Below are 18,231 nucleotides of genomic sequence, written 5' to 3'. Positions count from 1 at the left end.
TCGGCCGCGTGAAGGGGATCATTCTCGCCGGGGGTTCGGGCACGCGCCTGCACCCGATCACACGTGGCATCAGCAAGCAGCTCATGCCGGTCTACGACAAACCGATGATCTACTACCCGCTGTCCACGCTGATGATGTCGGGCATCCGGGAGATCCTGGTGATCACCACCCCGCACGACATGGAGCAGTTCGTGCGGCTGCTCGGCGATGGCAGCCAGTGGGGCATCGACCTGACCTACGCCGTGCAGGACTCACCGGACGGCCTGGCCCAGGCCTTCCTCATCGGCGCCGACTTCATCGGCGACGACACCGTCGCCCTCGTGCTCGGGGACAACATCTTCTATGGCGCGGGCCTGGGCACCGCGCTGCGCCGATCGACCGAATCCGTCTCCGGCGGACACGTTTTCGCCCACCACGTGACCAACCCCTCGGCATACGGAGTGGTGGAGTTCGACGCCGGCGGCAACGTCCTGTCGATCGAGGAGAAGCCGGCCAAGCCCAAGTCCCGCTTCGCGGTGCCGGGCCTCTACTTCTACGACAACGACGTGGTCGAGATCGCTCGTGCGCTGGAGCCCAGCGAGCGCGGTGAGCTGGAGATCACTGGAGTCAACGACGCCTACCTGCGACGCGGCGACCTCACGGTCACCGTCCTGCCGCGCGGCAGCGCGTGGTTCGACACCGGCACCTTCGAGGGGTTGATGGACGCAGCGAACTTCGTCCACGTCATCGAGGACCGCCAGGACCTCAAGATCGGCTGCGTCGAGGAGGTCGCCTGGCGCGCCGGCTGGCTCGGCGACGACGAGCTGGCACAGCACGCCGCAGCACTGGCCAAGAGCGGCTACGGCACCTACCTGTCCCGACTTCTGGAGGACCCTCGCTGATGGACATCGCACCGCTGGACATCGCCGGCGCTTTCGTGGTGACGCCGCGCCAATTCCCTGACGACCGTGGGGTTTTCATGGAGGGCTTCCGCGGCGACAAGCTCGCCGAGCACATCGGGCACCGCCTCGACGTCATCCAGACCAACATCTCGGTGTCCAGCAAGGGCGCCGTCCGCGGCGTGCACTATGCCGACGTCCCGCCGAGCCAGGCCAAATACGTGACCGCGGTCAGCGGCTCCTTCGTCGACTACGTGGTCGACATCCGGGTCGGCTCCCCCACCTTCGGCCAGTGGCGCAGCATCGAGCTGGACACCACGACCCGCCGGGCCGTCTACCTGTCCGAGGGGCTCGGACACTGCCTGGTCTCCCGCGAGGACGACTCGACCGCGGTCTACCTGTGTTCGGCCAGCTACAACCCCGAGCGCGAACACGGCATCAGCCCGCTGGACCCGGACCTGGCACTGGCCTTCCCGGACGACATCGAACCCATCCTGTCGCCGAAGGACACCGCCGCCCCGACGCTCGCCGAGGCGCGCGAACAAGGCCTGCTGCCGCTGTATGACGACTGCCAGCAGTTCATCGCCGGCCTGAGCTGAGCCGGCGGGCGCTCACGCGCGATCAGCTTCCAGCTCCTCGCGGATCCGCGCCTCTTGCACCTCCAGCGCGGTGCGCAGCGCGACCAGGACACCCTCGGTCTCCCGCACGTCCTGGCCCATCCGCGTCACCACGGCGGCCAGCCATCCCTCGGAGCGCTCCAGGAGTGACCCGCCCTTGGCGGTGAGCGCCACCACGACCTGGCGGCGATCGGTGGGATGCATGGTGCGCTCGGCCAGACCGGCCGCCTCCAGCCGGCGCAGCAACGCCGTCACCGTCGACGGCGTCAGGCCGGTGCGGCTCGCGAGTTCGCGGGCGTTGAGCCGGCCCGCCGACCGCAGGTGACTCATCGCCGTCAGATCGGACGGCCCCACGCCGAAGGCTTCGGCGACCGTCTGCCGGAAGAGGTCGGCTGCGAGGACCAGGGCGCGCAGTGCGCTGATGTTCGCCTTGGACTGCTGTGTCATGACTTCCGATCCGGCGTGGCGTGGCCGCTCGATGAAACTTCAAAAATTCGAAAGGTGAAATGTTTGACAGGCGTTGTTTTTACCAATACTTTACCTTTCATCGCTTCGTAAAACTTTCGTCAAGTCACACGAGGCGCGGGGTCGGGCCCCACCAGGGGGATCGGTCCGCTCGCGTCATGGCCACGACCGGGTCAAGACGATCTTCCTCTTGCTCGAAAGGCGATCACCCATGTCCTCTTCCGCCCGTACCCGCCGCCGCACTGCTCGATTCGCGACCGTCGGTGCGATCGTGACCGGCCTCTGCGCCTCCGGTGCCTTCGTCTGGCACGCGTCATACTCGGCGTTCGCGGCTCAGACTGCCAACCCGACCAGCAACTGGAACGCCGGCACTGTGGCGCTGTCGGACGACGACAGCAACACCGCGCTCTTCACCGCGAACAACCTGAAGCCGGGGTCCACCGACACCAAGTGCATCGCGGTCACCTCGACCGGGTCGCTCCCCTCCGCGGTGAAGCTCTACGGCACCAACCCCACGACCACCAAGGATCTGGCCAGCAACATCAGCCTGACGATCACCCAGGGGACCGCGGGCTCCTTCGGCTCGTGCTCGACCTTCAAGCCGCTGGCCAGCGGGGCAACCGTCTACAGCGGGACGCTCGCCGACTTCGGCGCTTCGGCATCCAGCTTCGCCACCGGCAAGGGCGACTGGGCCCCGACCGGGAGCGCCTCGGAGACCCGCGTCTTCCAGGTCAACTACACACTGAACGCCAACACGCCCAACACCGCGCAGGGCGGCACGGCCAGCCTCGGCCTGACGTGGGAGGCGCAGAACTCCTGACCTCACGACGGTGGGCGGCCGCCACACGCGGCCGCTCACCGCGCCACCTGACCAGCACACATCCACCACGAGGGGCTCATGGCCATACCGACCAAGCAGCAACAGCAGTGGCGCGCCGGCTGGACCGCCCTGCTGATCACCGCACTCTGCCGTGGCGTGCTCGCGATGATGGCGAGCCTGCTGCTGTGGTCGCTGCTCCCGGTCGCGCTCGGCTGGCACGTCACCGTCGTCATGAGCGGCTCGATGCAGCCGGCGCTGCGCCCCGGGGACGTCGTCGCGTCACGGCGGGTGCCCGCGCAGCCGGTCCGGGCGGGCCAGGTGCTGCTCGTGAACGACCCCGATCACGCCGGCCGGCTGCGGTTGCACCGGCTCGCCACCATCCGCCCGGACGGCGCGCTCGTCCTGCGCGGCGACACCAACCGGGCCGACGATTCGACGCCGGTGCGGCGCGACGCCGTGCGAGGGGTCGGCACGCTGCGGGTGCCGTTTGCCGGGTCACCCGCGTATTGGCTACGCACCCACCAGGTGGGGCCGTTGGCCGGCGGCGCCGTCATACTCCTGATGCTGCTGGGCGGTGCCTGCGCCTGGCGGGACGAGGACGACCGGTCCCCCGACGATGTTGACGACGACGCCGAGGGCACAACGACCGGGCCGGGCGAGGGTCCCGACGCCGTCGCCGAGGCCGGGGCCGAGGGGAGGGACGCCGAGATCCGCCGGGCCGCGTTCGCGCGGCGTCCGGTCCGGCTGGCATTGATCGGCGCGGCCACCCTGGTATTGGCTGTGATCGCGGCCGGCGCACCGGCACTTGCGGCACCGTTCCGGGGGACGACGGGCAATCCCGCGTCGACCTGGGCGGCGGCGAGTGCGTTCCCATCGCCGTGCTGGGACGCGGTGCGCGCCGACGCGCCATACCTCTACTACCCGCTCGAGGAGACGACCGGCACCGTCGCCGCCGACGCCTCGGGCAACCAGCGCAACGGCACCTACAGCACCACGGGCGTCGCGCACGGCGAGCCGGGTCCGTGCCCGGCCGGCGCGGCGAGCGCCACCACCCTAAGCGGTGCCGGGATGATCTCGACCACGCAGCGGATCGATGCACCGGGGCCAACGACCTTCACCGAGGAGATCTGGTTCCGCACGACTGACTACCGCGGTGGATCGCTGATCGCCTATGCGAACACGCAGACGACCACCCCGAGCCAGTACGACCGGCAGCTCTATCTGGACAACTCCGCGCACGTGCTCTTCGGCGTCTACACCGGCAGCGTCCACACCATCGCCGGCTCGCGGCAGTACAACGACGGCGCGTGGCACCTCGCCACCGCGACGCTCTCCGCCGAGGGGATGAAGCTGTATGTCGACGCCGTCCTGGTCGCGTCCAACTCGTCGGTGAGAACCGCCGAGAACGCCGCGGGCTACTGGCGGATCGGCAAGAGCAACTTCAGCGGCTGGACGTCCCCGCCCACCAGCCAGGGCTTGATCGGGTCGATCAGCGGAGCGGCGATCTACCCGACGGCGCTGTCCCCGGCGCAGATCCTGGCGCACTACAACGCGCGGTAGGAGGCGGCTCCCGCCGACCGCCACCCATGCACCGAGAGGCTGATGCCGTCACTCGTGGTGGCTGGAGACCAGGTGGGCGTAGACGACGATGTTGTCCAGGTAGTGGCCGGTGGCGGTGTCGAATTTGCCGATGCAGGAGATCAGCCGCAACCCGGCGTGGTTGATGTTGCCGTAGACATGCGCGGTCGGGAACTTCGCTTTGGGGTATTCCTCGAGGCTGTCGACCTGGAACGTCGCCACGGTGTGGTCCTTGCGGGTCACCTGCACCGTGTCGCCCGGTCGCAGCTGCCCGAGCCGGAAGAAGACCGACCGGGCGTCCTTGCGCTCATCGGTGTGGCCGACGATCACCGACGGGCCGAGTTGCCCCGGGGTGGGGGAACCGGTGTACCAGCCCGGGGGCACGCCGCCGGTGGCCGGCGGGACGTCGATCGCTCCCTGGGAGTCGGTGCCGAACGCCGCCAGGTGTTCGTTCTTGATGTCGATGGCCGGGATGCTCAGCGAGGTCGGAATGGACCGATCCAGCACCGGACCGACCACGGCCGGCGTGGACGCCGCATGCGGTGAGGACTGCTTCGCCGAGCCGGACTTCGAGCCCGACGTCGAACCGGACGTCGCACCGGAGGCCGAGCCCGATGTCGATGATGCGGGCAGGTTGCCCTCCGCCGACGGATGCGCCGCGGACGCCGGGGGCGGCGCGGCGTGGACCTGGCTGCGCACGCCGATCACGACCAGCACGACCGCTGCCAGCGTGAGCAGGCCTGCCACCACGGCCGCCATACGGCGACCGTGGTGACCAGGCTTGGTGGTACTCATCTCAGCGTTCCTGAAACTTCGAACCGCACGGATCAGTCACAACAGTCGAGTGCGACCGCTCAGTGCTGCTTGCCGAAACGGCGACGCACGGTCAGCACCGCACCAGCGCCGAGCAGCAGCGCGCCGGCACCGTAGAACAGACCCTGGTTCTGCAGGCCCGAAGTGCCGCCACCACCGGTCTGCACACCACCGGAGGGCGTGGTGTTCATCTGCGAGGCCTCCAGCTTGCCGCACAATGCCGGAGCAGTGCCGATCAACGCCAGCTTCTTGCTCGCACCCGGCAGCGTCAGACCCAGCGAGTTCGGCGTCGACAACGACGCCTTCGGCGCGTTGGCCGGATTCAGCCCATGCACCACCACGACCGCCTTGTTGGCCTTGATCGCCGACAGCGTGTCCTGATTGAGGGTGAACGTGCGCTTGTAGGTGAAGCTGGCGCCACCGGGGGCCTTGGTCACATCCAGCGCCGTCGAACCATCGGTGGCGCCCTTGGTCGACAACGTGGTCCCGATCTTGCCGTACGCCGGCTGGCCCTCCACGGTGCTGATGACACCGTCACCATTGGTGTCGGCACCCGAGGTCGGGCACATGCCGCCACCATTGATGTGGATGTGCTGCACATGCGGGAACGGCGCCCCAGCAAACGCGGCCGGGATACCCAGCGCGTCCAGCGTCTTCTTGTCGGTCGGCAACTTGCCCGCCAGACCGGACACCGTCTCGGTGACCGTGGCCTGGTCACCGTTGATGCTGATCATGAAATGCCCCGACGCGGCACCGGAGGGAGTGTTCATCGCCACCGGCGCAAGATTCGCCTGGTAACTCCAGCTGTCGGCAGCATGCGCGGCCGGAGCACCCGCACCCAGGGCGGCGACACATGCCGCTGCGGGAACGGCTGCAAGGAACAGCTTCTTTTTCGTCTGCATGATTGCTTCCTTCTCCATCGGACGCCGACAGGGCGATCGCTCCATCGACTGTTTCGCAGTCGCCCGGAACGGCAAGGACTCCGTGCGTCACATCTGACTGCCGTCACCATCCAGGCACGACAGCCCTGCTGCTCGTCGAGCCGGCCACCCCGTTGTTCCCGGGGTCGGCCCGTGACCTTGCCGTCACGGGCCAACCCCTTGAGGAAGCCCGCCGTACCGACGAACACAGGGAGTTCGGCGCCACCTTCGAAACGGATGGGACGGACGGGAACTTTTTTCAGTCGCCGTTCCAGCAGCCCAGCACCACGGCTGCGATGTTGTAGGCGAAGCCGGCGCGGCGCGGGTAGAGCTTGGACTGTGGCGACAGCCGTGAGGTGTCCACCCGCATGGTGTCGTTGTCCTTCTGCAACACGACGACACCGTCCTGGGTACCGAACGCCCCGGGGTTGAGACCGGTCAGATCCTTCTCGCCCTGCACCGTCGACCGCTGCGCCGTGGTGTATGCCGTCGCGGCGTTGACGTCGGCGGCCTCGTGCACGGTCCGCACGATCGGGCCCTCCGGCAGCTGATAGGTGCAGGTGTAGATGTGGTTGCGCCACGACGACGCCGGCTTCGGATCCGGCTGCACCGACAGCACCGTCGTGATGTTGTCGCGCGTCTCGTCGGTGCAGATCATCTTCGCCGCCTCCGACGGAGCGCCGGCGTCCCCGACGTGCGCCGAGGCCGAACTCTTCGGCGTCGCGCCGCCGCTTCGTGCGGCCGAAGCCGAGCCCGCACCGGCACGTGACGACGCACTCGGCGAAGCACTCGAGGGCGCACTGGAGGAGGCAGCACCCGAGGCAGCGCTGGGCGCCGAACTGGAACTCGGCGGCGTGCTCGCGGATGCGGAGCAGCCGGCGAGCGGCACTGCGGCGGCAGCGACCAGCGCCACCGCGATCTTGTTGACCTTCATGGGAATCTCCAGCCTGTGTCGGCCCGTCGGTCGTCGGACGGGCTGCTGCCCGGCCGTCATACATGTCCAGTGGGACTTCGGCGCCGCGAGCGCTTCGGATGGGCCGCGCCGTGTCGTCTCGCATACGAGACACATTCGCACGAGGGTGACGCACGCCACACCGTATGCCGCTGCGAGGATTGCCAACCACAGGGCGCGGCGGACGTGCACGACGTCGCTACCCTGTGCTCCGTTACGCTCCGGCAGCTCCACCTCGAGATACCCGCTCCAGGCGCGCTACTCGGCACGGCGCCCGCCACGGCGGAGGCGCTCCGAGAACGCTCCACCCCCGAAAGGACTCCCATGTCGGCATGGTCACGCGGCGGACCGATGGTCCTCGCCGGCGGACTGGTCGCGTCGCTGCTCACCGGTTGTGGCGCGACCTCGCTCGGGCTCGGCTCGAGCCAGCAACAGACCGGCACCACCGGTTGCTCGTCCGGCGGCCTGAAGGACGTGCTCCCGCCGAACGTCAAACCCGGCACCACGCTGACGGTGGCCTCGGACGGCTCCTACGAGCCGAACGAGTTCCTCGCGGCCGACGGCCAGACACTCGTCGGCATGGACATCGAGTTGATGCGCGGTGCGCTGCAGTGCCTCGGCCTGAAGGCGACATTCCAGAACGCGAAGTTCGACAACATCCTGCCCGGCATCGTCGGCGGCAAGTATGACGTCGGCGTCTCCTCCTTCACCATCACCAGCGACCGGCTCAAGCAGGTCACCATGGTCAGCTATTTCTCCGCCGGCACCCAGTGGGTCGTGCGCAAGGGCAACCCCCGGCACGTGAATCCGTCCCAGCCGTGCGGCTACTCGGTCGGCGTCCAGACCGGCACCACCCAGGCCGATGAGATCAAGGCCCTCAACAAGGACCAGTGCAAGAGCAAGCCGATCAAGGCCGTCATCGAGGACCTGCAGTCCAAGGTGACCACCGACCTGCTCGCCGGAAAGGTCGACGCCATGGCCGCCGACTCCCCCGTCGCGCTGTATGCCGTCAAGAAGACCGGCGACAAGCTGCAGGCCGCCGGCAAGATCACCGGCTCGGCGCCATACGGCGTGGTGTTGCCGAAGAACGAGGACAAGCTCGGCGCGGCGATCGCGCAGGCCTTCGCGCAGATGGCGACCAACGGCAGCTACCAGAAGATTCTGGCCAAGTGGGGCCAGCAGAGCGGAGCAGTGGAGATGTTCGCGGCGAACCCGGCGGTGCCCCATGGCTGAGACGACGACCACGGCCGAGAAGCCGGCCGCCACCGAGCGGCCGGGCACGGTCGACGCACGCCCGGTCCCCCACCCGTGGCAGTGGGTCGGCGTCGTCGTCATCGCGATCCTCGTCGCGATGATGATCAACTCCTTCGTCACCAACTCCAAGTGGGACTGGCACTTCGTCTGGCGGGTCATGGAATACCGCCCGGTGCTGGAGGGTCTGGTCAAGGGCACCATCATCTGCACCGTCGGCGCGATGATCCTGGGCATCGTGCTCGGCGTCATCCTGGCGGTGATGCGCCTGTCGACCAATCCGGTGCTGCGGTTCGTGGCGTTCGTCTTCACCTGGTTCTTCCGGGCGGTGCCGCGCTACGTGCTGCTGGTCGTGCTCGGCGTCGGGGTGCTCTACCTCTATCCCAAGCTCGACTTCGGGCTGCCGTTCACCGACGTGCACTTCTACACGCTGGACGTGAAGACGGTCAGCAGCGGCATCCTCGTCGGCATCCTGGGTCTGGGCCTGTCCGAGGCGGCATACATGGCGGAGATCGCCCGCGCCGGTCTGCTGTCGGTGGACCAGGGACAGCACGAGGCGGCCTGCGCGATCGGCATGAGCCGCGGCAAGGCGATGCGCCGGATCATCCTGCCGCAGGCGATGCGCGTCATCGTGCCGCCGACCGGCAACGAGACGATCGCCATGGTCAAGGACACCTCGCTGCTGTCCGCGGTGCCGGTCACCACCGAGTTGTTCTTCCAGGCCAACGCCGTTGCCAACTCGACCTATCTGGTGATGCCCGCGCTCGTCGCCGCTGTCATCTGGTATCTCATCGTCTGCTCGATCCTGATGGTCGGCCAGACCCTGCTCGAGCGCCACTTCGGCCGCGGTTTCGGTGTGCACACCGGCACCTCGCGACCGTCGCTGCGCTCCCGAATGATGTCGCTGCGTGGCGGCGGAGGTGGACTATGAGCACGTCGAACGCATCAGCACCTGCCGGGCAGTCGCCGCTGGTCGAGGCGGTCAACCTGCACAAGCACTTCCACGGCGTCGACGTGCTCAAGGGCATCGATCTGAGCGTGGCCGAGGGTGAGGTGGTGTGCCTGCTCGGGCCGTCCGGGTCCGGCAAGACGACCTTCCTGCGGTGCATCAACCAGTTGGAGGTCTTCGACGGTGGGCGCCTGTATGTCGACGGCGAACTCCTCGGTCTGCGCGAGTCCGGCGGCAATCTGCACCGGCTGCCCGACAAGCAGATCGCCCGGCAGCGCCGGCAGATCGGCATGGTCTTCCAGCGGTTCAACCTCTTCCCGCACAAGACCGCCCTGGAAAACGTCATCGAGGGTCCGGTGCAGGTGGGCGGCGTGTCCAAGAAGCAGGCCCGCGCGGAGGCGCGCGAGCTGCTCGAGCGGGTCGGCCTGAGCGAACGCGCCGACCACTATCCGGCGCAGCTGTCCGGCGGACAGCAGCAGCGGGTCGCGATCGCGCGCGCCCTGGCGATGAAACCGAAGCTGATGCTCTTCGACGAGCCGACGTCGGCGCTGGACCCGGAGCTGGTCGGCGAGGTGCTCGCGGTCATGCGCGAGCTGGCCGACGACGGTATGACGATGGTCGTCGTCACCCACGAGATCTCCTTCGCCCGGGAGGTCGCCGACCGCGTCGTGTTCATGGACGGCGGTGTCGTGGTCGAGCAGGGTGTCCCGTCGGAGGTCATCCGCAACCCGCAGCACGAGCGCACCAAGACGTTCCTCAGCCGGATCATCGCCGAGCAGGAGCAGCACGCCGCGGCGGCTGCCGAGCTGGCGAAAACGACCGAGTGAGAGTCGGGTTCGCCGTCGTGCGGGGTCGGTCGATGGAGCCGACCTACGCCGGCGGCGACCGCCTGCTCGTGGCGTATGGCGTGCGTCCGCGGATCGGCCGGGCGCACGTCATACGGCTGCCGGACGGGCCGGACGGGCCGCGCCCGATCGCGGTCAAACGCATCACCCGGGCGGTCGGAGACGGCTGGTGGGTGGAGCGCGACAACCCCGCCGAGGGCGTCGACTCGTGGCTGGTCGGCGAGATCCCCACCGCGGACGTGCTGGCTCTGGTGCTGCTGCGGGTGCGGCGGGCGAAGCGCACCTAGCAGCGGCTGCGGCGGGCGCTGCTTGACTGAGCCGATGGAACCCAGAGTCAGCTTCATCACGCTCGCCGTCGCGGACATCGCACGCACCCGGGCGTTCTACGTGGACGGCCTCGGCTGGCGCCCGCAGTTCGAGGACGGCACCGAAGTCATCATGATCCAGGTCGGCGAGCACCTGGTGTTGTCGCTGTGGCAGGCCGACGCGTTCGCCGCAGAGGTCGGCGGGCGGCCGGCGTCCGGCATACCGCCGCTGACGCTCGCTCGCAACGTCGTCGATCGTGCGTCCGTGGACGCGGTGCTGGCCGAAGCCGCGGCGGCCGGCGCCGAGGTCACCGCCGCCGAGGCACGCGTGTGGGGCGGTTACTCCGGCTACTTCGCCGACCCGGACGGCTTCCGCTGGGAGGTCTGCTGGAACCCCGGCGAGATCGGCAAACTCGTCGTGCCCGACGTCTCCGACGCCGGGTGACTGTCCTCGCCGGCGCGCCGAGACGCCCGGAGGGAGGAGGCGTCAGGGGCCGGCGGTGAGCGGCGTGGTGAGTGCCTTGTCGCTGGTCGCGAGCCAGATCGTGCCGTCGACGATCGTCATGTCGCCGGGTCCTGACCAGTCCTTCGTCCCCGCCACACATCGCGCCCTGTCGCCGCCGACCAACGCACCGACCGCGATGCCGCACGCCGCGCGGTATGCCGCGAAGGTCGCCCCCGACACGGCGGCCACGGTGAAGGTGTCCGATCCGCCGCTGACCGGTCGCCACGTCATACCCTTGTCGCTGCTCCGTCGCGCGGAATGGTCGCTGCAGAGCGCGACGACGTCCGACGGTGAACTGCCGGCAACGTCGACCACGGCGCCCGGGCACGGACCGTTGGCGACGCGGTTGCCCGAGGCGATCAGCGCCGTGGGATCGACCGGGTCGATCACCCAGCTCGGCGCCAGGATCGCGTCGCGCGCATCGTCCGTCGCCGAGAGGACGTATGCCGCCGGCTTGCACGACGGGTCCGTGCCGGTGGCGACGATCTGATCGCCGACGGAGGACAGATCCGAGACCGTCTTCATCGGCACCTTCTTGCGCGTCCAGTGCATGCCGCCGTCGGCCGAATAACCGAACGTGGCGGCCCGGACCCCTGGTGAGCAGCGGATCGCCGACGCGGCCCGCCAGGCCCGCGTCGCGGAGAGCGCCGCGATCGAGACCTTCCCCACGTGCGCGTCGCCCGGGCCGGTGGTGGCCGAGCTGCTGTCCGCCGCACCGCTGGAGGCGGCACCGGTGGGAGTCAGTGTCGCCGCCGGGATCGGAGAAGTGTCGGCATCGCTGCCACTCAGATACGTGGCGACCAACTTCGCGTCGGCGATGGCCAGCAGCCCGCAGAGCACCAGCACAGCGACGATCCGGCGTTGCATGGCGGCCTCCCCTCCGGACGCCCGGCACGCTTGCGGTCGGCATCCGCAACGCTGTGACTGTGTCAAAGGCCGGCCGCGCTCCAGGAGTAATTGCACGCGGCACGGTCACCGCGCACAGCACTCATGTGCGACTGTGTCGCATATGACTTAGGGGGGTTCAGCGGCCGGCCCGCGTCCGAGTAGGTTCGTAGCAAGGAGCGCGGATGCCGCATCCGCGGACACGTCCGGTTGACTTCAAGCCTGCTTGAGGTGACACGCTCCCGCCATACGTCCGATGCACACGACGGAAGGACATCACATGCTTCGCCGAATCTTCGCCCCCACGATCGAGGTCAGCGCTCACTGCGATCTGCCGTGTGGCGTCTACGACCCCGCTCAGGCGCGGATCGAGGCTGAGTCGGTCAAGGCCATCATCGAGAAGGCCGCCGACCACGCCGATGACATCGACTTCAAGATCCGTGCGGCGATCATCAAGGAGCAGCGCTCCGAGCTGGTCAAGCACCACCTGTGGGTGCTGTGGACCGACTACTTCAAGCCGCCGCACTTCGAGAAGTACCCGCAGCTGCACACGCTGGTCAACGAGGCCACCAAGCTGGCCGGCGCCGGCGGCACCAAGGCGTCGTGGGATGTTGCGACCGCCGACGAGCTTCTCGCCAAGATCGACGAGATCGCCAAGATCTTCTGGGAGACCAAGCAGGCCTGAGGCCTCCTCTCCCTCGAGGCGCCGGATCCCCTGGGGGTCCGGCGCTTTTCGTATGCCACTTCCGGGCGTTTCCCGTGCGGCGTTCGGTGTGCGGTGTGCGGTGTGCGGCGTGCGGCGTGCGGCGTGCGGCGTGCGGCGTGCAGTATGCCGATCGCGTGCCATGCGCCGCGCTGGGCATACTCCCAACCCGGCATCACCCCGGGAATATGCCCATCGCGTCCCATGCACCGCGCTGGGCATACTCCCAACCCGACAGCGCCCCGGGAATATGCCCATCGCGTCCCCTGCACCGCGCTCGGCATACTCCCAACCCGACATCACCTCCGGAATATGCCCATCGCGTCCCCTGCACCGCGCTCGGCATACTCCCAACCCGACATCACCTCCGGAATATGCCCATCGCGTCCCCTGCACCGCGCTCGGCATCATCGCCACGTCAGTACGAGCCGTAGCCGCCCTTGCCGCCACCGCCACCGCCACCGCTGCCTGTGGCGGCTGCGCCTCCCGACGTGATGTCCGCGCCGTTGGGCATCATGGCCCGCCACACCCCACCGAAGCCGGTATTGCCTTGACCCTTCACGTCGCCGGCGGAGGCGTCACCGACGTAGTAGTAGAGCGGCCACCCGTCGAGGGTCAACTGCTTCTTGCCGTCCGTCGTGATGGTGCCGACCGTGCCGCTGATGCCGATCGTCCGCGGCGTGCTCGTCACCGTGACCGGCGGCCAGTAGCCCAGGCACGGGCCGGAGCAGGAACTCTTGCCCGAGTCCTTGACGTCCTTGCCGAACAGGTAGACGGTGTGGCCGTCCGGTCCCACGACGACCGACCCCAACGCAGTCCTGGCGACCTGCAACGCCACGCCGCCACCGACCGACGACGCACCGCCGGTCGACGACGAACCACCGCCCGACGACGCACCGCCGGTCGACGGCACACCCCCGCCCGTCGACGCCGCACGGGCGCCAGCTGCCGACGCTGAGCCACCAGCCGAACCGCCGGAACCGCACGCCGCGACGGTCGTCGTCAGCACTGCCGCACCCAGGACGGCGCACATCTGTCTCGTCCGCATCATCTCTGCCCTCCGTGTCACCGTTGTGTGCTGATGTCACGAATTGCGTTGCCGGACGGTTCAATCCGGCGCCGCAGTGAGCAACACGGTGCCGTCGGCAGTGCGGATCTGCAGGTGCGCGATCTTGTCCCGGGGAAGCGCCGTGGCCGCTGTCAGCTTCGAGGTCGTGCCCGGCCCTGCCGCCCAGGTCGAGATCGAGCTGGCGTGACCGGCGTCGTCCACGACATACAAGGCATAGACGGCACGCCCGCCCCACCCGCTCGCGTCGGGGTAGACGCACTGCATGTCCACCTCGGTCCCCCACGCCCGATCACGCAGCTCGACCGTCGCCCGCAAGGGGTTGGTGCGCACCTGGTGCATCGCCACCGTCACACCCGGCGTCGTGCCGCCCGGCAGCTGGGACCAGACCACGCCGCCGACGACCAGCGCCGCAGCAGCCGCAACCGCCACGAGCGACACCACGCGCCTGCGGCGTCGCCGGAGACTGATGACCTCACCGTGCGCTGCCGAGCGGGTGCGGGCCAACAGGTCCGGCGGCGCCGGCTCGGCGAGGTCGCCCGGCACGTCCTCCGGCGGCACCTTCCCCAGCAGACCCGGTATGACGGCCAGCCCGCGCACCGCGTCCGCGCACTGCGGGCAGCCGGCCAGATGTTGCTCGTATGCCGCCCGTTCCTGCGTCGACAGCGCACCGAGCACGTAGGCGGCGTCCCAGTCGACGTAGTCGTCGTGCACGCCGGTCATCGCGTCACCCCTCTCTCCTGCAGCGCCAGCCGCAACGCGCGCATCCCGTAGTGCATCCGCGACTTCACCGTGCCGGCCGGCACACCGAGGTCCTGCGCGATCTCGGCCACCGTGGCCCGTCCGTAGTACGCCCGCACCACCACCTCGCGGTGCGGCGGACTGAGCGCCGCCAGCGCATCGACGATCATCGCCGCGTCGAACACGGCGTCGACCTGGTCCCCCGCGCCGGCGTCCGGCAGCTCGTCCGCGGTCACCTCCCGGCGATGCCGCGCCGACCGCGCCTCGTCGATCACCAGGCGCCGCGCGACCGTGAACAACCACGCCCGGGCCGACGTCGCGCCTGTGTCGCTCTGGTCGGTGATGCCTTCCCGCCACGCACGCAGCATCGTCTCCTGCACGACGTCCTGGGCGAAGGCGCGGTCACCGGTCAGCCGAACGGCATACGCCCACAACGCTTTTGCGTGGTCTCGATGCAACTGGTCGAGCACCTCGGGGTCCGTGACCATCACCACCTCCGTCGTGGACACGAGACCGGGCAGCGATCGGTTCAATCGAACCGGCGGCGACCGCACGCCGTGTCACCGGCATGCACACCGCCTACGAGATCGCCGGCCTGCCCGCGCACCCGCTGCTGGTGCACGCCGTCGTCGTCCTGTTGCCGCTCGCTGCGCTGGCCACCATCCTCCACTCCCTGTGGCCGGCCGCGCGAGTGCGACTCGGGATCGTGCCGACCCTGCTGGCCGCCGCGGGCACCGCGCTGGTGCCGGTCACCGTCGCCGCCGGGCAGGCGTTGGCCGACCAACTCGGCGGCACCGCAGGCAATCCGCTGCTGCAACGGCACGAACACCTCGCCGAGCAGATCCTGCCCTGGAGCGTCGCGCTCACCGTCGTGGCGCTGGGCAACTGGCTCTGGCGACGGTATGCCGCCGGCGATGCGCCGGGATGGCTGCGCATCGTGCTGCCGGTCGTCACGGTGGCGGTGTCGTTCGGCGTCATCGTCGCGGTGGTGCGTGCCGGCGACGCCGGCGCGCGTGCGACCTGGCGGTGAGTCGGGTAGTCGCCCGGCGCACGTGGCCTCGATACACCTCCCCCGCTGCACTCCTCCAGCACTCGACCGGCGTGCTGTGGTCAGCGCGTCTGCTCGGCCAGCACCTCCAGAATGTGCCGATAGGTGCGGCCGGTGGCGCGCGTCATACCGATCTCACACGTGCGGTTGGCCGAGACGTATGCCGTGCCGGGCACGTCGTCGAGCGCCTCGACCTGGGCGGCTTCGGGTGCGGTCGCGGCCGCGGTCAGTCCCGGGTGGAGCATCCCTCGGTCGCCCGCGAAAGCGCAGCAACCCCAGTCGGTCGGCACGACCACGTCGTCGGCCACAGCCTCCGCGAGCTGTACCAGCGACGGCGTCGAACCCAGCACCGTCGTCGCACAGGTCGGGTGCACGACCACCCGCGGAATACGCGTCACCGCAGGAAGTTTCGGCAAGACCATTGAGGCTGCGAAGTCCAGCGCGTCGACGACAGCGATCTCCGGCGTCGAGGGTCTCGATACGGTCTCGCTCTGGGGGGCCCGCCCTACTCGACCGGCGTCGAGCAGTTTGATCAGCCCCTCGGCGCACGAGCTCGCATCCACCACCACCGGCAACCGACCGTTGTCGGTGGCCGCGGCGAGCGCCACCAGAGCACGCTCGCGCATCACCGCATGTCCGCTCCGATGCCCCTTCGACGACCAGGGGGTGCCGCAACAGAGCCCGTCGATCCCGTCCGGGGTGCGCACCGGAACCCCTGCAGCGCGGCACAGTTCGACCAGCGCCGCAGAGGCGCCGGGCCCTTCGGCCGGCCCGAACATCGCCCCGATGCACGCCGGGAAGAGCACTGCTTCCGCAGTGTCATCCGAAACCTGCGGGCGCTTACCGCCACCGCGCGGGAGGCCCTCGTCATACAGCGGCACCCGGTCCGCACCGGCGACCGCACGCGCACCGCGGGTGAGCGCCCTCGGCACCGCAGCCGGTATGGCGGACGCTGCGGTCAGCGCCGCCGCGCCGGCGCGCGTCGCCGTCGACCAGTGCTCGGCGGCGAACGCCCAGGCGCGGTCCTCGACACGTGAGGCGTCTTCGGCCCGCAGCCGACGGATCAGGTCGCCGGTGTCGATGCGCACCGGGCAGGCGGTGCCGCACATGCCGTCGGCCGCGCACGTCTGCACGCCGTCGTAGTCGTAGTCCTCCGACAGTGAGGCGACCAGCGCATCGTCGCCGTCGAGTCGTGCCTGCTCCAACTCCCTGCGCAGCACGATCCGCTGGCGCGGCGTCACGGTGAAATCCCTGGACGGGCAGACGGGTTCGCAATAACCGCACTCGACGCAGCGGTCCACCTCCGACTCCACGGGGGGCGCCGTCTTCAGGTCCTTCAGGTGTGCGCGCGGATCGTCCGTCAGCACGGCTCCCGGGTTGAGCACGCCGCCCGGGTCGGCCAGCCGCTTCACCTCGCGCATGACCTGGAAGAGTTCGCTGCCGTACTGCCGCTCGACGAAGGGCGCCATGATGCGACCGGTGCCGTGCTCAGCCTTGAGGGTGCCGTCGAGGCCGAGCACCAAATCCACCAGATCGGTGGTGAATCGTTCGTAGCGTTGCAGTTTCGCGGTGTCGCCGAACTCCTCCACCAGCAGGAAGTGCAGGTTGCCGTCGCGGGCGTGGCCGAAGACCACCGAGTCGTCATAGGCGTGCTCGGTGAACAGCTCGGACAACCGCGTGCACAGCTCGCCCAGACGTGGTACCGGGACGGCGACATCCTCCAGCAACGCATTGGTGCCGGACGGCCGTGCACCCGCCACAGCGCTGAAGAGTCCCTTGCGGGTCGTCCAGAGCGCAGCCCGGGCGGCCCCGTCGGTGGTCATCCGCAGCGGCACCTGGAGCGGCAGATCCGCCAGCTGCGGCTCCGCGGAGCATCGCAACTGCGCCAAGCCGTCGTCGTCGCCCGCCTGCAGCTCGACGAGCACCGCGGCCTGGGAGCGCAACTGCAGACCGGCGATCTCCGCGGGACACTTCGGGTCCGCCTGCGCGACCCGCAGCGACCGCACGTCGAGCAGCTCACCGGTTGCCGCACCGGCCGCGGCGATCTGGTCGACGCTCGCCGAGGCGGTCACCAGATTCTCGAAGACCAGCAGTCCGGTGGCTGCCTTCGGCAGCACCGGGACCGTGCGGAACACCACCGACGCCACGAATCCGAGCGTCCCCTCGCTGCCGATCAGCAAGTGGCTGAGGATCTGCACCGGTTCGTCGTGGTCGAGGAAGGCATTGACGCCATACCCCATGGTGTTCTTGATCGAGAAGAGCCGCTCGATGATCGCGACGGACTCAGGATTGCCACGGACCCGGTCACGCAACTGCGAAACACCTTGGTGCAGCGCAGGTTCGCGTTCGCGCAACAGCTGATCGGCATCGGCGGCGGCGGTGTCGATCACCGTGCCCGAGGGAAGAACGAAGACCATCGACTCGATGGTGCGGTAGGAGTTGAACTCGGTCCCGCACTGCATCCCTGAGGAGTTGTCGGCGACGACTCCGCCAATGGTGCAGGCGATCTCACTGGCCGGGTCCGGGCCGAGCCGGCGCCCGTGCGGGGCGAGCCGGGCGTTCACCGCACGCACGGTGATACCCGGCTGCACCCGGACGCGGGCACCGGCGTCGAGCACTTCGACGCCCCGGAAACCGGTGCGGGTGTCGACCAGGACGTGATCGGTCACCCCCTGCCCCGACAGCGATGTGCCTCCGCTGCGGAACGTCATCGGCACACCGAGTCGGGTGCAGGCTCGCATCACCTCCGCGACCTGCGCGGCATCCCGCGGCACCGCCACCGCGGAGGGCACGAGCAGGTAGTGCGATGCATCGTGCGCCCGAGCGCGCAGGTCGAGGGGCCGGTCGAGCACATCCACGCCAGAGCCAAGCTCCACGCGGAGCCGATCAG

Annotated in this window: 20 protein-coding genes; 11 read left to right on the top strand and 9 right to left on the bottom strand. The window is 69.2% G+C overall.

Going from position 1 to position 18,231, the window contains the following annotated elements; translation table 11 throughout:
* The first annotated feature begins 8 nt into the window (after nucleotides 1-8).
* Nucleotides 9-881 carry a glucose-1-phosphate thymidylyltransferase RfbA gene (rfbA, locus tag ACYVBN_RS02150; protein ID WP_440281726.1) on the top strand — a complete coding sequence of 291 codons (873 nt, stop codon included), beginning with the start codon at nucleotides 9-11 and terminating at the stop codon, nucleotides 879-881.
* Entirely contained in the window at nucleotides 881-1,477 is a 597-nt protein-coding gene (locus tag ACYVBN_RS02145; protein WP_460599088.1) for a dTDP-4-dehydrorhamnose 3,5-epimerase family protein, read from the top strand. Before rfbA ends, ACYVBN_RS02145 begins: the two co-directional genes overlap by 1 nt.
* A gap of 12 nt (nucleotides 1,478-1,489) precedes the next feature.
* Here ACYVBN_RS02145 and ACYVBN_RS02140 read toward each other — a convergent pair whose 3' ends face one another.
* Nucleotides 1,490-1,942 (bottom strand): MarR family winged helix-turn-helix transcriptional regulator, encoded by a 453-nt coding sequence (locus ACYVBN_RS02140; protein ID WP_440281728.1) that lies wholly within the window; start codon nucleotides 1,940-1,942, stop codon nucleotides 1,490-1,492.
* Between the two features lie 229 nt (nucleotides 1,943-2,171).
* Here ACYVBN_RS02140 and ACYVBN_RS02135 point away from each other — a divergent pair, with 229 nt between their 5' ends.
* Both ACYVBN_RS02135 and ACYVBN_RS02130 read left to right on the top strand, forming a co-directional pair.
* Nucleotides 2,172-2,780, top strand: a complete 609-nt coding sequence (locus tag ACYVBN_RS02135; protein WP_440281729.1) for a hypothetical protein — start codon at nucleotides 2,172-2,174, stop codon at nucleotides 2,778-2,780.
* Nucleotides 2,781-2,858: 78 nt separating this feature from the next.
* Nucleotides 2,859-4,340 (top strand): LamG-like jellyroll fold domain-containing protein, encoded by a 1,482-nt coding sequence (locus tag ACYVBN_RS02130; protein ID WP_460599087.1) that lies wholly within the window; start codon nucleotides 2,859-2,861, stop codon nucleotides 4,338-4,340.
* A gap of 48 nt (nucleotides 4,341-4,388) precedes the next feature.
* Here the strand turns inward: ACYVBN_RS02130 and ACYVBN_RS02125 are convergent, their stop codons facing one another.
* From ACYVBN_RS02125 to ACYVBN_RS02115, 3 genes are all read right to left on the bottom strand, one after another.
* On the bottom strand, nucleotides 4,389-5,153 hold the full coding sequence (locus ACYVBN_RS02125) for a class F sortase (RefSeq protein ID WP_460599086.1): 765 nt from the start codon (nucleotides 5,151-5,153) through the stop codon (nucleotides 4,389-4,391).
* A gap of 59 nt (nucleotides 5,154-5,212) precedes the next feature.
* Complete coding sequence (locus ACYVBN_RS02120) at nucleotides 5,213-6,073, bottom strand: hypothetical protein (RefSeq protein WP_460599085.1); 861 nt, start codon at nucleotides 6,071-6,073, stop codon at nucleotides 5,213-5,215.
* Nucleotides 6,074-6,350: 277 nt separating this feature from the next.
* A complete protein-coding gene (locus ACYVBN_RS02115) occupies nucleotides 6,351-7,025 on the bottom strand; it encodes a hypothetical protein (protein WP_460599084.1) in 675 nt (224 codons plus the stop codon).
* A 342-nt stretch (nucleotides 7,026-7,367) separates the two neighbouring features.
* Here ACYVBN_RS02115 and ACYVBN_RS02110 point away from each other — a divergent pair, with 342 nt between their 5' ends.
* The 5 genes from ACYVBN_RS02110 to ACYVBN_RS02090 are packed head-to-tail and all read left to right on the top strand — an operon-like array spanning nucleotide 7,368 to nucleotide 10,838.
* Complete coding sequence (locus tag ACYVBN_RS02110; RefSeq protein WP_460599083.1) at nucleotides 7,368-8,276, top strand: ABC transporter substrate-binding protein; 909 nt, start codon at nucleotides 7,368-7,370, stop codon at nucleotides 8,274-8,276.
* Nucleotides 8,269-9,225: an amino acid ABC transporter permease gene (locus tag ACYVBN_RS02105; protein WP_440281735.1), complete on the top strand. Its 957-nt coding sequence runs from the start codon at nucleotides 8,269-8,271 to the stop codon at nucleotides 9,223-9,225. Before ACYVBN_RS02110 ends, ACYVBN_RS02105 begins: the two co-directional genes overlap by 8 nt.
* Complete coding sequence (locus ACYVBN_RS02100) at nucleotides 9,222-10,070, top strand: amino acid ABC transporter ATP-binding protein (RefSeq protein ID WP_460599082.1); 849 nt, start codon at nucleotides 9,222-9,224, stop codon at nucleotides 10,068-10,070. Before ACYVBN_RS02105 ends, ACYVBN_RS02100 begins: the two co-directional genes overlap by 4 nt.
* A 32-nt stretch (nucleotides 10,071-10,102) precedes the next feature.
* Entirely contained in the window at nucleotides 10,103-10,375 is a 273-nt protein-coding gene (locus tag ACYVBN_RS02095; RefSeq protein ID WP_460599081.1) for a S24/S26 family peptidase, read from the top strand.
* 34 nt (nucleotides 10,376-10,409) lie between these two features.
* Complete coding sequence (locus tag ACYVBN_RS02090; RefSeq protein ID WP_460599080.1) at nucleotides 10,410-10,838, top strand: VOC family protein; 429 nt, start codon at nucleotides 10,410-10,412, stop codon at nucleotides 10,836-10,838.
* Between the two features lie 42 nt (nucleotides 10,839-10,880).
* On the opposite strand, the gene ACYVBN_RS02085 is transcribed toward ACYVBN_RS02090, so the two are convergent.
* On the bottom strand, nucleotides 10,881-11,765 hold the full coding sequence (locus tag ACYVBN_RS02085) for a hypothetical protein (RefSeq protein WP_460599079.1): 885 nt from the start codon (nucleotides 11,763-11,765) through the stop codon (nucleotides 10,881-10,883).
* 298 nt (nucleotides 11,766-12,063) lie between these two features.
* On the opposite strand from ACYVBN_RS02085, the gene sodN reads away from it, so the two are divergent.
* Nucleotides 12,064-12,468 (top strand): superoxide dismutase, Ni, encoded by a 405-nt coding sequence (gene sodN / locus ACYVBN_RS02080; RefSeq protein ID WP_460599078.1) that lies wholly within the window; start codon nucleotides 12,064-12,066, stop codon nucleotides 12,466-12,468.
* Nucleotides 12,469-12,904: 436 nt separating this feature from the next.
* On the opposite strand, the gene ACYVBN_RS02075 is transcribed toward sodN, so the two are convergent.
* Genes ACYVBN_RS02075 through ACYVBN_RS02065 form a run of 3 tightly spaced genes read right to left on the bottom strand, consistent with a single transcriptional unit; the run spans nucleotide 12,905 to nucleotide 14,781 of the window.
* Entirely contained in the window at nucleotides 12,905-13,537 is a 633-nt protein-coding gene (locus ACYVBN_RS02075; protein ID WP_460599077.1) for a COG4315 family predicted lipoprotein, read from the bottom strand.
* A 57-nt stretch (nucleotides 13,538-13,594) separates the two neighbouring features.
* Nucleotides 13,595-14,275 carry an anti-sigma factor family protein gene (locus tag ACYVBN_RS02070; protein WP_460599076.1) on the bottom strand — a complete coding sequence of 227 codons (681 nt, stop codon included), beginning with the start codon at nucleotides 14,273-14,275 and terminating at the stop codon, nucleotides 13,595-13,597.
* Nucleotides 14,272-14,781: a sigma-70 family RNA polymerase sigma factor gene (locus tag ACYVBN_RS02065; RefSeq protein WP_440281743.1), complete on the bottom strand. Its 510-nt coding sequence runs from the start codon at nucleotides 14,779-14,781 to the stop codon at nucleotides 14,272-14,274. The genes ACYVBN_RS02070 and ACYVBN_RS02065 overlap by 4 nt, the downstream gene beginning before the upstream one ends.
* Before the next feature lie 80 nt (nucleotides 14,782-14,861).
* On the opposite strand from ACYVBN_RS02065, the gene ACYVBN_RS02060 reads away from it, so the two are divergent.
* Nucleotides 14,862-15,323, top strand: a complete 462-nt coding sequence (locus tag ACYVBN_RS02060; protein ID WP_440281744.1) for a DUF2231 domain-containing protein — start codon at nucleotides 14,862-14,864, stop codon at nucleotides 15,321-15,323.
* A gap of 80 nt (nucleotides 15,324-15,403) precedes the next feature.
* Here ACYVBN_RS02060 and ACYVBN_RS02055 read toward each other — a convergent pair whose 3' ends face one another.
* Complete coding sequence (locus ACYVBN_RS02055) at nucleotides 15,404-18,199, bottom strand: FAD-binding and (Fe-S)-binding domain-containing protein (RefSeq protein ID WP_460599075.1); 2,796 nt, start codon at nucleotides 18,197-18,199, stop codon at nucleotides 15,404-15,406.
* Nucleotides 18,200-18,231: the final 32 nt, after the last annotated feature.

This window comes from Flexivirga lutea (genome assembly GCF_054778955.1).
The sequence above is the reverse complement of the archived record's forward strand: the minus strand, read 5'-3'. Positions and strand labels throughout refer to the sequence as shown.

Bases quoted from the DNA above. Each gene is read 5' to 3' on its own strand.
- ACYVBN_RS02145 (WP_460599088.1), top strand. From the start codon at position 881: ATGGACATCGCACCGCTGGACATCGCCGGCGCTTTCGTGGTGACGCCG.
- ACYVBN_RS02140 (WP_440281728.1), bottom strand. From the start codon at position 1,942: ATGACACAGCAGTCCAAGGCGAACATCAGCGCACTGCGCGCCCTGGTC.
- ACYVBN_RS02135 (WP_440281729.1), top strand. From the start codon at position 2,172: ATGTCCTCTTCCGCCCGTACCCGCCGCCGCACTGCTCGATTCGCGACC.
- ACYVBN_RS02130 (WP_460599087.1), top strand. From the start codon at position 2,859: ATGGCCATACCGACCAAGCAGCAACAGCAGTGGCGCGCCGGCTGGACC.
- ACYVBN_RS02125 (WP_460599086.1), bottom strand. From the start codon at position 5,153: ATGAGTACCACCAAGCCTGGTCACCACGGTCGCCGTATGGCGGCCGTG.
- ACYVBN_RS02120 (WP_460599085.1), bottom strand. From the start codon at position 6,073: ATGCAGACGAAAAAGAAGCTGTTCCTTGCAGCCGTTCCCGCAGCGGCA.
- ACYVBN_RS02115 (WP_460599084.1), bottom strand. From the start codon at position 7,025: ATGAAGGTCAACAAGATCGCGGTGGCGCTGGTCGCTGCCGCCGCAGTG.
- ACYVBN_RS02110 (WP_460599083.1), top strand. From the start codon at position 7,368: ATGTCGGCATGGTCACGCGGCGGACCGATGGTCCTCGCCGGCGGACTG.
- ACYVBN_RS02105 (WP_440281735.1), top strand. From the start codon at position 8,269: ATGGCTGAGACGACGACCACGGCCGAGAAGCCGGCCGCCACCGAGCGG.
- ACYVBN_RS02100 (WP_460599082.1), top strand. From the start codon at position 9,222: ATGAGCACGTCGAACGCATCAGCACCTGCCGGGCAGTCGCCGCTGGTC.
- ACYVBN_RS02095 (WP_460599081.1), top strand. From the start codon at position 10,103: ATGGAGCCGACCTACGCCGGCGGCGACCGCCTGCTCGTGGCGTATGGC.
- ACYVBN_RS02090 (WP_460599080.1), top strand. From the start codon at position 10,410: ATGGAACCCAGAGTCAGCTTCATCACGCTCGCCGTCGCGGACATCGCA.
- ACYVBN_RS02085 (WP_460599079.1), bottom strand. From the start codon at position 11,765: ATGCAACGCCGGATCGTCGCTGTGCTGGTGCTCTGCGGGCTGCTGGCC.
- sodN (WP_460599078.1), top strand. From the start codon at position 12,064: ATGCTTCGCCGAATCTTCGCCCCCACGATCGAGGTCAGCGCTCACTGC.
- ACYVBN_RS02075 (WP_460599077.1), bottom strand. From the start codon at position 13,537: ATGATGCGGACGAGACAGATGTGCGCCGTCCTGGGTGCGGCAGTGCTG.
- ACYVBN_RS02070 (WP_460599076.1), bottom strand. From the start codon at position 14,275: ATGACCGGCGTGCACGACGACTACGTCGACTGGGACGCCGCCTACGTG.
- ACYVBN_RS02065 (WP_440281743.1), bottom strand. From the start codon at position 14,781: ATGGTCACGGACCCCGAGGTGCTCGACCAGTTGCATCGAGACCACGCA.
- ACYVBN_RS02060 (WP_440281744.1), top strand. From the start codon at position 14,862: ATGCACACCGCCTACGAGATCGCCGGCCTGCCCGCGCACCCGCTGCTG.